A 12,196-nucleotide genomic window follows, 5' to 3' on the forward strand; every position below is an offset into this window, starting at 1 on the left:
TTTCTCAAACTATAGAAATAGCAGTACTAGAAAGGAGCAAAAAATATGAAAAAATCAATGTTGGTTATAATCTGCCTGTTAACACTTGCGCTTGGAGGCTGTAAAGAAGATCAAAAAAAGCCTGAAAGTGAAGTAGCAACAGAAGTAGAGGTGATGGAGGTAGTTTCTAGAAATACAATATCAACTACAAAAGACATCTCCATGACCTTGCATCATTCCGTGAAAGATCAGGATCTCTATCTAGAATGTATCATTACACCAAATTTTAAATTCAAGGAAAACAGCAAGACAAAAAAAGATGGAGAAGGCCAGGTTGTTGTGTACGTAGATAATAAAAAATGGGGAAGCTTCGCAAAAGGTGCATTCATCCTTAAAGGCGTACCAAAAGGAGAACACAAATTGACCGTCAAATTGCTCCATAATGATGAGAGTGAATACGGCATAGAACAGTCAATCCAGGTAGAAATTTGATTGCCACTTTGGGTATTATACATCTCTAGAAAAACATGGTATGATGGATTTGGAGGTGTATACGATGATGATCGCAACTTTTGAGCATGTTCAAATGGTTGAAAAAGCAGAAGAATTAGCGAAAATGATTTGGCAGTCCGAACTTGCTGAAGACTATCATCGCTGTTTATATAATTTACAACATGACGAAGAAGCACAGGAGCTTATCCGTGCATTCGATTCTATAAAAGAAAGATATGAGGAAGTTCAGCGATTCGGGAAATATCACCCCGATTATCGCAAAGTAACACTAGAAACTCGGGAGTTGAAACGTAAAGTAGATCTCCACGAAACCATTCATGCTTTTAAACAAGCTGAAGATGCCATTCAAAAAACCCTTGATGAAATCAGTGTGATGATAGGACAGGCAGTTTCGACAAATGTAAAAGTGCCAACCGGTAACCCATTCTTTGATTCCATGTCAAGCTGCGGTGGCGGCTGTGGCTCTGGCGGCGGTTGCGGATGTAAAGCAAGCTAATAAAAAAAGAAGCTGCATAAATTGTAGCTTCTTTCTTTGTGATAAATAGGGAACGCTTGGAACTAAATACACATAGCTGTTGATTGGGAGCAAAAGGCGAAGACTCCTGAGGGAGATAGCGGTAGCTTGAGACCCCTCAAGCGTTGCGAGGAGGCTCAAGCACTACCCCTAGGAAAGCGAAGCCATTTGCGGAAATCAACAGCGGAGTATAACTAATCAACTAAATTATTTTACTCTTAACCGAATACAATCATCACAAAGATTGCCACAACAAAACATCTTTTCTTGAGGAACATAGAAGCGGTGTCTATAAACAAACAAAGATTTTTCCCTTCTCACAAAATGCGTTTCCACTGTCACTTTCTTCTTATGCATCGCTACTTTTGAACAAACTCCAATAAAGGCTATACCTTTATCCTCCCAACCATCAATATGTTCAAGATCAACCTCTACGTATAGAAAGGGAATTCCAGCTACATGTTTTCGGAAACAGCTAAAGACTAAATCATTTTTATCAAGCTCTTCTAAAAAAACATCCCATATCTGTTCCAACTCCATGAAAAACGCCCTTTCTTCTATATAATGATCGAATATTCCCCAATTGGTGTGCGTTTAGTATGTCATAATTTTTCCATTCATGCTAAACTATAATAAAAACGTGGATCAATATTTTTAAAGGGGTAAATCATATGCTATCACAAAGACAAGGCATTGTGGTATGGCTACATTCTTTGAAGCAAGCCAAACTGCTAAGGCGCTATGGAAATGTCATCTATATATCAAAAAAATTGAAATATGTCCTGTTCTATTGTAACAGTGAGGATACGGAAGCGTTGGTGGAAAAGCTTAATAGACAATCTTATGTCAAAAAGGTAGAGGTTTCACACAAGCCCTCCATTAAAACTCATTATGAAAACTCCAGACCAGACAAAGCAAAAGAATATGACTATAAGATGGGCTTATAGAAAAAGCAGTACAAACTTAAGAAATTAGGTTTGGTACTGCTTTTTCTATTATACAGAGATGTATGGTACTGATATGTTTCATGATTACCTTAAAGCGGGAATATAATGATTTAACCGCAATATTCCAATTAAATATTGAAAATAAAGCTCTTTTTCAGCAAAAACTTCTGTAGGTTTTACCTCGAATTGAATGATTTCTTTATCCAATTCCTTAGCCAGCTCTTGAAAAAGGTCAGCGCGTTTATTCGGTTGGAATTGATGGTTTGGAATCCCTTCCAAACTAATATAAAGAGCTTGAAAATCACCAGGGTTTGTAGGTTTCATTACAACAACAAAAGAAGACAGATTTCGTTCGTTTTTCACCGTATGGAGCATTATGAGATGCTGCAGTCTGTTTTTATTACTTCTTGCGAGCTCCATAAGTTCATATATATCAGAATAGCCTTCTCCAAGTTCAATAAAGCGTTGTATCATTTTATTTCTCCTCTCAACGAGCTTTACTCACACATACTTTACCATGTTCCATTTGAAAATTGAAGCGAATATACAGTCTAAAGGAGGTATATCGATGCTTTGGTTCACCTTGTTCCTCATAACATGTTTGATCGTTTTGTATATTCATGATCATTTTTACGGAAAGAATGCTACCTCACCCAATAAGGGGCTGCCTATTAAAGGAATGCTTGTAACAGGAATCTTATACTATCTTGTACAAGAAGGGCTTTTAACCAAGGAAGAAGAAAAACTTTTAGAAGATAGAAGTCTTGAGGAAATAGAAGGGTATGTTTCACAGAAAGGTATCTTGAATCAACATGAATGGGGAAAATTATGCTTGTCCCACTGTGAGACACATGACAATGCCTTGGATATTGATATGCCATCATAATAACCAAACAAAAAAACCCTGCTCGGATGTCCGGGCAGGGTCCTTCCATCCCTTGAAACGAATCAAGGTTAAGAAGGCAAAGGGAGAGGAGAAACCGGAGGAAGAACTTATGGGGAAACGTAAGTCTTCTCCGCGGTTGGCAACAACATCACACGAAAGGATGTTGTTAACACTAAGTATGAACAAAAAGGTGTAAAGCTATACACAATTGATAAAACTAAAATGGAGCCTGAGAAATACTTTTGAAATTCATGTCGAATATGATAGGATATTGATGATTGGTAATTTAGAAACAAAGTATGGTGAGAAGATGAGAGTAGTTTCAGGGAAATGGAAAGGTAGACAATTGAAAGCGGTTCCGGGAATGAATACGAGACCAACGACAGATAAAGTGAAAGAGTCCGTGTTTAATATGATCGGTCCTTATTTTGACGGAGGTTTGGCACTTGATCTGTTTGGCGGGAGCGGATCTCTCGGTATAGAGGCGTTAAGTCGCGGAGTGGACAAGGTGATTTTTGTCGACAAAGATGGAAAATCCATCCAGACAATCAAGCAGAATATAGAAACCTTTCAAGTAGGGGAGCAGGTTGAAGTTTATCGAAACGATGCAGTCAGAGCATTAAACGCCATAAAAAAGCGTGAAATCAAATTTGACTTAATCTTATTAGATCCCCCGTATAAAAAGCATCATTTAGAAGAGTTGATACATAAAATAAGTGAATTTGAACTTCTGGCACCAAGTGGTCAGATCATGGCAGAACATAGCAATGAAGTGGAGTTGCCTGAAATGATGGGTACATTTCAAAGAACAAGAAAGGAAGTCTATGGGTTGACGGTCATCTCCGTTTACCACCATAGCAGTGGAGAAAAAGGGGGAGAATGACGTGGCAAGTGTAGCAGTTTGTCCGGGAAGTTTTGATCCGGTAACTTTCGGGCATCTAGATATAATCAAGAGGGCTTCTAAAGTTTTTGATACGGTGTATGTTTGTGTATTAAATAACTCATCTAAAAAACCTTTATTTTCTGTCGATGAGCGGGTTGATATGATCAAGCAGGTGACAAAAGAATTTGGGAATGTAGAAGTAGAAGAATTCCATGGCTTGCTTATTGATTATGCACACAGCAAAAATGCCCGTTCCATTGTAAGAGGGTTACGCGCAGTATCTGATTTCGAATATGAGATGCAAATTACATCCATGAACAGAGTATTAGATGAAAGTATTGAAACATTGTTCATGATGACTAATAACCAGTACTCATTCTTAAGCTCAAGCATTGTAAAAGAAGTTGCGAAATATAATGGATCAGTTTCAGAATTGGTTCCGCCGACAGTGGAAGAAGCTCTGAAAAAAAAGTTTCATAATAAAGAATAGAAGGAAAGCCGTCATGAAAATCAATTTTCATGACGGCTTTTTTTGAATCACATCATTTAAGCATGTTCATTTTTAACAACTTTTTTTAACAGAAGCAAAAGGTAAATCCAAAGCATGGCAATTGTAAAAATGGGACCATATTTCTCGAACAGACCAAATACTGATTCCCAAAATCCTTCCGGCAAATAGGGCGAAAAAACGGGCAAATCTCCGTCAGCAGTCTCAAACCCTTTTAACCTTTGATCTAACGGCTGCCATAGAATAAAAGTAATAACAGCTGCAAAGACACCGTGCAGGATTCGAGCCAGGAAGAAAGGTTTGAAGCGGATATCAGACTCTGCCAAAATGCTTGCAACTTGTGCTTGAACGGAAAACCCGCTGAAAGCAAGGAAGAAGCTGGTTATGATAATCTGCTCCATTAAACTGACCCCTTTTACTTCGCTTGTCAGTTTTCCGCCTAGAGTGATTTCAAACAATCCGGATATTAGTGGATAGCTAAGGTCTTTTGAAATATCAAATACACCTAGAAACACACTGATAAGGGTGGCTAGTATAGCTGTAACAGAAAATATGGAAAGCATGCTGTTTAACACCGAAAAAAGAATTAAAAACCCGCCAACCATAAGTAAAGTTTGAACAGAGGACAATACTGCCTCCCCTAGCAGTTTCCCGATAGGCTTGTTGTTTTTTAGACGTGTTTTGTGCAACTCGGAAAATGCTTTTCTGATCGATATTTTTTGAGGAGTTCTAGACAGGTCATCTTGACGTTTGGAAACATAGTAAGGACCATAAAATCGCATAATCAACCCGACACAAATATTGCCTAAATAGTGGGCAGCGGCGAGTATTATGCCAACTTTAGGGTTGTGAAAAAAACCAACTGCTATAGCTCCGAATATAAAAAGTGGATTAGAAGAATTGGTGAAGGAGACAAGGCGTTCTCCCTCAACTTGCGTTATCTGGTTTTCCTGACGCAGCCTCACGGTTAATTTCGCTCCAGAAGGATAACCCGAAGCCATGCCCATAGCCCATACAAAACCTCCTACTCCGGGCACTCTGAAAAGTGGCCGCATAAAAGGCTCTAATAGGACCCCGATAAACGCCACAACACCAAACCCAATTAGCAGTTCACTGATTATTAAAAACGGCAATAGGGACGGAAATACTATATCCCACCACATATTAAGTCCTCTTACACTTGCTTGAAAAGATGCTTGAGGGTTAAGAATAAGAGATAGTGTAAGCATGGAAATGATTAAAGCGAAGAAAACTGTTTTGACCTTCGAATAGTCCAACCGATTAACCCCCTTCATAAGAATAAAAACAACTAATATGTTCACATATGAAAATAATCAAGAAGGACTTGATTTCTTTTTTGTACAAGAATGAATAGGTTTTTGTTAGAATAATAATAATTACCCTTAGATTAGCAACCAGGTTTGTCCCACCACCCTACCTTTCAATATACGTAAAAGGGATAGTGGAATAGAACTAAAAACGACCCAAGTCTTCACAGTTTGTTCACCAAGAAAAAGGAATAGCGTATGATAAATTAGAAGAATCAAAGGATAATGGTATAGGACTTGATAATTTGGTTGCTGTAAAGCTTTAGGTGGCTGTACACAGCTTGAGGTGATAACTTGAATGAACCTATAGTAGGAGTCGCATTGGGATCTGGTGGTGCACGAGGTTTTGCTCACCTTGGCGCATTGAAAGTATTACAAGAAGAGAATATAAGCGTGGATCTGATTGCAGGAAGCAGTATGGGAGCACTTGTAGGAAGCTTCTATGCAATGGGACATGATATGGATCGCCTATATAAAATTGCCACTGCATTCAAACGAAAGTATTACCTGGATTTTACTGTTCCGAAAATGGGATTTGTAAGTGGAAACCGGGTAAAAGAGCTTATCCGCATGTTCACTCAAAACAAAAACATTGAAGAATTAGACATTCCCCTTTCCATCGTTACGACAGATTTGGAAAAGGCGGAGAAAGTAGTCTTAACAAGTGGACCAATATCTGATGCTGTCAGGGCAAGTATTTCCATTCCAGGTATTTTTGTTCCAGAAAAAGTTAATGGACGTTTGTTGGTCGACGGTGGAGTTGTAGACCGTGTGCCGGCTAGCGTAGCGAAAGAAATGGGTGCAGATATTGTTATCGCGATTGACGTTTCACAAGTAAAAACGAATGAACCGGTTGATTCGATTTTCGATGTTATTTTGCAAACAATAGATATTATGCAAAACGAGTTGGTAAAACGAAGTGAAACGGAAGCAGATATCATGATTAGGCCTTCTGTTGCTCACTATAGTTCACGGGCATTTACCAACATTGAGGAAATCATTCGAATCGGTGAAGAAGCGACTAGACTGCAGATACCCTATATTAAGAAGACGATAGAGGAGTGGAAGGAGAAACAGCAACATGAAAAGTAGATATTTTATGAGGTCACTTTTAATTGGGATAGTGCTAGCAGTGGTCTTAAATTTTGTGACATTACCCTACTATGTAACACGTCCTGGTGATGCGCAGGAATTAAGACCCCTTGTATCGGTAGAAGGCGGGGATGAAGACGAAGGTAGCTTTATGCTGACCACCGTAAAAATGGGGAAAGCAAACATTTTCACCTACGCTTTTGCAAAGGTAAGTGAATATCAAAATATCTTCCCTATCAACCAGATCCGTGCCGAGGATGAGACAGACGAAGAGTATAACTACCGACAGTTACATATGATGGAGAGTTCTAAAGAAACAGCAATAAAAATAGCTTATGAGAAGGCTGGCAAAGAAGTTGAACTCATATCCAAGGGAGTATATGTGTTCAGTGTCAAAAAAGGATTAGCAGCTGAAGGTAAGCTTGATATTGGTGACCGTATAACACATATTGATGGAAAAGCAACAGCGACCGCAGAGGAATTGATGGAAGTGGTCGGTGAAAAAAATATCGGGGACACAATAGATCTTACTTTTGATCGCGACGAGGAAGAAAAAACAACTTCCATTACATTAGGAGAGCATCCCGAGGATCCAAACCGTGCTGGGCTTGGAATCAGTTTATTAACTGATTACGAAATTACCATGGATCCTCCGATTACAATCAATACTGCTCAAATAGGAGGTCCATCTGCAGGATTGATGTTCTCTTTGGAAATATATAATCAACTTATGGATGAAGACATCGCCAAAGGGTTTGAAATCGCAGGTACAGGAGCAATCAATGAAAAAGGAGAAGTACTCCGAATCGGTGGAATTGCTCAAAAGATTGTTGCGGCCGATAACTCAGGCGTTGATATTTTCTTTGCCCCAAATGAAAAAGGTGTGAAAGGGTCTAATTATCAAGAAGCACTTGTAGCGGCTGAGGATATTAACACATCCATGAAGATTGTGCCTGTAGATACATTTGAAGATGCGATTGAGTATTTGGAGCAATTGGAAGCAAAAAGTGAATAAAGGGAAAACGTCAAAAAGATCAAACGTCTCACACATGGTGGTGAGGCGTTTTTTTTGGAAGAATTATTCTTTCGAATTCCGAATTGTCACAATAAGCCGCAAAGAAATCCCTCAGATCATCATCGCGAGGGATTTAACAATGTTTTACTAATGTTAATGGGAAAGTTCATTGGACGGACTTTTTATATAAACCTACGTTCCTGTTCATCATAACGTATCGGTGGTTTGGAAAATTCCTGCAGCATCCAATCACTCCGTGCAGGCTCTTGAAACTTCATGGCATATGTATTGGTTGCACGAATATCCATATCAAGCATCGCACTTTCCACACCAGACACTTTAGAGAGAATAGGCATTTCCACTTCTTTTTTAATTTGCTTCAAATAAGCTTGCCCACGCTTTGTCATACCTAACAAGCGAATATACTCACTTTGCTTAGAAGAAGAAACATTCAGCATGGCATCCTTTTTCGTGTTGGTTAGTAAATGAGTGCACATTCGCTGCAGTCTTGTCCACGTGTATCTCTTTGTTTTTAGCTTGGTCATAAATTCATGAAAAGTAGAACTTTCCTTCATAGTGTGGATTAATCTGTGCTCGAGACCTTCCTCCACTTCATATATCTCTGAAAGCTCAGAAGGAGTGCTACAAAGAACTCGGTATTTTAGGAGAGTGAAATAATCCTCCCATTGATGAAAACTCCCTACATGCTCTTTATAGTGGCCTAACAGATTATATGTAGGTTCCGGTACAAACCTTCGGACCTTTTCAATATTTCCACTATGATCAAAAAGATGTTTCCTTATGCTTGTTGCGCTGGCAATTGGGGAATCATTGAACTCAGGATCATGATAGCCAGCCCCTGTTCTTTCAATGGTGCAAGGTTGCAAGGAACTTTTTTGATCTTGTATTGCCTTTACATAATGAAACCCAAGAATATTATTGGGTTGAGTCAAATCCAACACTTTTTCTCTGTTTTCAGTCAATCTTTTGAAGGCGAGAGAAGAAGCTTTCGGGAAGCTGTAACCTTTTGCGATATACTCCTGAACATACAAATCGTACGTATCTTTATGGTCGTTCATTAAATGAATCGTACGTTCAAAGTCCTGAATGTTGCCCTGTTCGCTACCAAAACAGACATTATCGCATTTTAATCCAGATAAAATGGAAATCGAGCCACCAGCAAAAACTTCTGCTTTCTGGGTAGCAAATGCGTACGGCAATTCCACAACAATGTCGATGCCATTAGAAAGTGCCATTTTTGTGCGGGTCCACTTGGATACAAGCGCAGGTTCTCCTCGTTGAAGAAATTGCCCGCTCATTACTGCAATTACAACATCTGCACCTGTCAGTCTTTTTGATTCTGTCAAATGAAACAAATGTCCGTTATGAAAAGGGTTGTACTCCACAATTACACCTAAGGATTTCATCTCACACCCACTCCGTCAATATTTCATCATTCAATTATTTACTTGGATACTTGTTCAATTTACGTTATTATGTCTATAATTATAGTGTAAAGAAAAAATATTGACAAATAATCTTGCGAAAGCTATAATTACTTTTGTTGCCTTGAGGTGAATATCTTGTTGAAATGGACATTATTCCAGTTAAATCAGTTACAACATAAAGGTTTAGAAATCGATGAAACAGTTGATGTAAGTGAAATTACGGCACATAGTGAAATTCGATCTGTCAAACCAGTTCACGTAACTGGAAGAGCTGATTTAAGTTCAAGAAAAGCTACGTTTCATCTAACTGTGGAAGGTAGTATGGTTTTACCATGTTCACGTACGTTGGTTGATGTGGACTATCCTTTTACGATAAAAACAACTGAAACATTTTTATTTCAGCCTGGCGAGTATGAAACGGATGAAGAAGAGTTGCATACGGTCGAAGGAGACGTTGTCGATTTAATGCCAATTATTCGAGAAGCGATTATCCTAGAAGTGCCAATGCAGGTTTTCAGTGATTCTCCTGATAAGGAAGAAGCAGCTCCCCAATCAGGTAAAGACTGGGGCGTCATTTCAGAAGAGGATACACAAGAAAAAGTGGATCCAAGACTTGCAGGACTGGCTAAGTTTTTTGAGAAAGACCAAGAGTAGACATTACATGATGTAGTAGATGCTCATTTTTTAAGGAGGTGGGAAGAATGGCTGTACCTTTCAGAAGAACGTCTAAAACTGTAAAAAGAAAGCGTCGTACACACTTTAAACTACAAGTTCCTGGTATGGTAGAATGCCCAAGCTGCGGTGAACAGAAGTTATCACACCGTGTATGCCCGGCATGCGGTACTTACAAAGGGAAAGAAGTAGTAAATAAATAATGAAAAAAGCATGAGGCTTGCTGCCTTGTGCTTTTTTTATGCGCTGAAAAATGGATGTGGAGAAGGAAGGGACCTCTTTACGCCCGGAATACGGTCGAGAAAGGGGGCACGGTAGGAGAGAAGCTGTCTCTCCGCCCGAACGGCGGTGTAGGAAGGGGAAACGGTAGGAGAGAAGCTATCTCTCCGCCCGAACGGCGGTGTAGGAAGGGGAAACGGTAGGAGAGAAGCTGTCTCTCCTCCCAAACGTCGGTGTAGGAAGGGGAACCGGTAGGAGAGAAACCGTCTCTCCGCCCGAACGGCGGTGGTGGAAAGGGAAACGGTAGGAGAGAAGCCGAGTCTCCGCCAGAAACTCAATCGAGGAAACTAAAAATAGTAAAAGAGATACTTACGCAACACTCTCCTCCTATAATTATGACTACAAAATCCCCCACGCCCCACCAAAAATAAGTTAAAATAAACACAATACTCCAAAAAAAGGTGGTCCACAAAAAATGACAGATTCAAAAGTCCACACTCACATAGATGATGATCAATACTACTGGTTTACCATCAACCGCCCCGACAAACGAAATGCCATTGATTATGATGTAATGAACGAATTAAAGTCTGCCATAAACCAAGTAAGAGAGAACCAGGACATTCGAGCTTTCATCATCACTGGCAGTGGAAATCAATCTTTTTGCTCCGGTGGGGACCTGTCTGTATTTCACGCATTACATACGAAAGAAGACGCCTACAGCATGCTTTCTAAAATGGGGGGGATCTTATATGACCTCATGACGCTGCCGGTTCCAACCGTTGCTTTAATTAATGGTACTGCAATAGGAGGAGGCTGTGAAATTGCATCTGCCTGTGATCAACGCTGGGCTTTGACTCATGCAAAACTTGGATTTGTTCAGGGGAGACTAGGTATCACCACCGGTTGGGGAGGAGCGAGCATGCTGATGGAAAAAATACCGCATGCAAGTGCTATCAAAATGTTGACGTCAGCCAAAACATATACCGCCAGTGAAGCAGTGGAGTTAGGGTTTATCCAAAAAGTGGTTCCATTCTTTGAACCCCAGTCATTACAAGAGGAAATCGCAGTTTCTTCAGCAGTATTGAGAAGCTACAAAAAGAGTTTTATCTCCAGATGGGAACAGACAGCTTTAAAAGAAAGAATGCTAGCTGAGATAGAGCAATGTTCCTTCCTTTGGGAACAAGATGAACATCACGATGCCGTAAAAGCTTTTTTAGAAAGTAAGAAAAAATAGAATACAGGGCATTTTAGTCAACACGTAGTCTATCTTTTCTATTACACGCATATGTATAGGTAAAAAAAGTGTGTAAGGGGGATAGCAATATGTCTACTGTTCGTCAAGATGCTTGGACTCAAGATGAAGATTTATTGTTGGCGGAAGTGGTTTTACGATATATAAGAGAAGGTGGAACCCAATTGACTGCGTTTGAGGAAGTGGGAAAAAAGCTTTCTAGGACATCTGCTGCTTGCGGTTTTAGGTGGAATTCATATGTGAGGAAACAATATGCAACAGGAATTGAACTGGCGAAGAAACAACGTAAAGAGTTGAAAAAAGAGCAAGCTGCTCCTCAACCTGTCGCATATGAAAATGATTTTGGTGCAATTAATAATAAATTATATGCAGGAGATAACCTGACAATTTCAGCTGTAATCAGTTACTTAAATCATCTAGAGCAATTAGAAAATGAATATACAAAAATCAAAGAAGAGAATCAAAGCCTGAAAAAGCAAGTGGAACAGCTAGAAGCTGACCTTAAACATATAGCAGAGGCAAAGCTGGAATTGGAATCATCGATGAATTTGGTAGAAGAGGACTACCGTGCATTAATTGAAATTATGGAGCGGGCCAGGAAAATGGTTGTACTCCAAGATGATGAAAAAAACAAAAAAGTGAAATTCCAAATGGATCGTAACGGAAATTTGGAAAGAGTGGAAAAATAGCATTATCAGAGTAAGGCCATCCTTTTGAAGGGTGGTTTTTTCTTTGGTTATGTACTGTGTTGGAAATTCGGGGCTTAATTTTTTCCTTATTGTTTTCTATACGCCCGAAGGAAAGGGGAATCCCATTGAAAAGTCCAATAGAGTGGTTCTATATGACCGAAGGAAAGGGGAATCCCATTGAAAAGTCCAATAGAACAGTTCTATACGCCCGAAGGAAAGGAGAATCCCTTTGAAAAGTCCAATAGAAC

The 12,196-nt window shown here is 39.5% G+C and carries 16 protein-coding genes; 12 read left to right on the top strand and 4 right to left on the bottom strand.

Annotation, left to right across the window (positions count from 1 at the left end):
* Positions 1-45: 45 nt before the first annotated feature.
* Both HF078_RS06490 and HF078_RS06495 read left to right on the top strand, forming a co-directional pair.
* A complete protein-coding gene (locus HF078_RS06490; protein ID WP_169290387.1) occupies positions 46-471 on the top strand; it encodes a hypothetical protein in 426 nt (141 codons plus the stop codon).
* A 67-nt stretch (positions 472-538) separates the two neighbouring features.
* Positions 539-988, top strand: a complete 450-nt coding sequence (locus tag HF078_RS06495; protein ID WP_169290403.1) for a YlbF/YmcA family competence regulator — start codon at positions 539-541, stop codon at positions 986-988.
* Between the two features lie 225 nt (positions 989-1,213).
* Here the strand turns inward: HF078_RS06495 and HF078_RS06500 are convergent, their stop codons facing one another.
* On the bottom strand, positions 1,214-1,546 hold the full coding sequence (locus HF078_RS06500; RefSeq protein ID WP_169290291.1) for a hypothetical protein: 333 nt from the start codon (positions 1,544-1,546) through the stop codon (positions 1,214-1,216).
* Between the two features lie 131 nt (positions 1,547-1,677).
* On the opposite strand from HF078_RS06500, the gene HF078_RS06505 reads away from it, so the two are divergent.
* Positions 1,678-1,953, top strand: a complete 276-nt coding sequence (locus HF078_RS06505) for a YlbG family protein (protein WP_060666840.1) — start codon at positions 1,678-1,680, stop codon at positions 1,951-1,953.
* Between the two features lie 84 nt (positions 1,954-2,037).
* Here HF078_RS06505 and HF078_RS06510 read toward each other — a convergent pair whose 3' ends face one another.
* On the bottom strand, positions 2,038-2,427 hold the full coding sequence (locus tag HF078_RS06510; protein WP_169290388.1) for a DUF7147 family protein: 390 nt from the start codon (positions 2,425-2,427) through the stop codon (positions 2,038-2,040).
* A gap of 94 nt (positions 2,428-2,521) precedes the next feature.
* On the opposite strand from HF078_RS06510, the gene HF078_RS06515 reads away from it, so the two are divergent.
* From HF078_RS06515 to coaD, 3 genes are all read left to right on the top strand, one after another.
* Entirely contained in the window at positions 2,522-2,839 is a 318-nt protein-coding gene (locus HF078_RS06515; RefSeq protein WP_169290389.1) for a hypothetical protein, read from the top strand.
* Between the two features lie 310 nt (positions 2,840-3,149).
* Entirely contained in the window at positions 3,150-3,722 is a 573-nt protein-coding gene (gene rsmD, locus HF078_RS06520) for a 16S rRNA (guanine(966)-N(2))-methyltransferase RsmD (RefSeq protein ID WP_169290404.1), read from the top strand.
* A 1-nt stretch (position 3,723) separates the two neighbouring features.
* A complete protein-coding gene (gene coaD, locus HF078_RS06525; RefSeq protein WP_148986628.1) occupies positions 3,724-4,212 on the top strand; it encodes a pantetheine-phosphate adenylyltransferase in 489 nt (162 codons plus the stop codon).
* A 56-nt stretch (positions 4,213-4,268) separates the two neighbouring features.
* Here coaD and ylbJ read toward each other — a convergent pair whose 3' ends face one another.
* A complete protein-coding gene (gene ylbJ, locus HF078_RS06530) occupies positions 4,269-5,525 on the bottom strand; it encodes a sporulation integral membrane protein YlbJ (RefSeq protein ID WP_481748001.1) in 1,257 nt (418 codons plus the stop codon).
* Between the two features lie 327 nt (positions 5,526-5,852).
* Between ylbJ and HF078_RS06535 the strand changes: the two genes are divergently transcribed.
* Both HF078_RS06535 and HF078_RS06540 read left to right on the top strand, forming a co-directional pair.
* A complete protein-coding gene (locus HF078_RS06535; RefSeq protein ID WP_169290391.1) occupies positions 5,853-6,650 on the top strand; it encodes a patatin-like phospholipase family protein in 798 nt (265 codons plus the stop codon).
* Entirely contained in the window at positions 6,640-7,665 is a 1,026-nt protein-coding gene (locus HF078_RS06540) for a SepM family pheromone-processing serine protease (RefSeq protein ID WP_169290392.1), read from the top strand. Before HF078_RS06535 ends, HF078_RS06540 begins: the two co-directional genes overlap by 11 nt.
* 182 nt (positions 7,666-7,847) lie before the next feature.
* Here HF078_RS06540 and HF078_RS06545 read toward each other — a convergent pair whose 3' ends face one another.
* Entirely contained in the window at positions 7,848-9,092 is a 1,245-nt protein-coding gene (locus HF078_RS06545) for a nucleotidyltransferase (RefSeq protein WP_169290393.1), read from the bottom strand.
* A 159-nt stretch (positions 9,093-9,251) separates the two neighbouring features.
* Here HF078_RS06545 and HF078_RS06550 point away from each other — a divergent pair, with 159 nt between their 5' ends.
* The 4 genes from HF078_RS06550 to HF078_RS06565 all read left to right on the top strand — a co-directional run bounded on the left by HF078_RS06550 (position 9,252) and on the right by HF078_RS06565 (position 11,948).
* Positions 9,252-9,767, top strand: a complete 516-nt coding sequence (locus HF078_RS06550; RefSeq protein WP_168864036.1) for a YceD family protein — start codon at positions 9,252-9,254, stop codon at positions 9,765-9,767.
* A gap of 47 nt (positions 9,768-9,814) precedes the next feature.
* Positions 9,815-9,988, top strand: coding sequence for a 50S ribosomal protein L32 (rpmF, locus tag HF078_RS06555; protein ID WP_010193033.1), 174 nt, complete (start codon positions 9,815-9,817; stop codon positions 9,986-9,988).
* A 491-nt stretch (positions 9,989-10,479) separates the two neighbouring features.
* A complete protein-coding gene (locus tag HF078_RS06560; protein ID WP_169290394.1) occupies positions 10,480-11,241 on the top strand; it encodes an enoyl-CoA hydratase/isomerase family protein in 762 nt (253 codons plus the stop codon).
* Positions 11,242-11,330: 89 nt separating this feature from the next.
* A complete protein-coding gene (locus HF078_RS06565) occupies positions 11,331-11,948 on the top strand; it encodes an RsfA family transcriptional regulator (protein WP_169290395.1) in 618 nt (205 codons plus the stop codon).
* Positions 11,949-12,196 lie beyond the last annotated feature (248 nt).

The sequence above is a fragment of the Bacillus sp. RO2 genome, from assembly GCF_012911845.1.
Classification (GTDB): domain Bacteria; phylum Bacillota; class Bacilli; order Bacillales; family Bacillaceae_I; genus Sutcliffiella_A.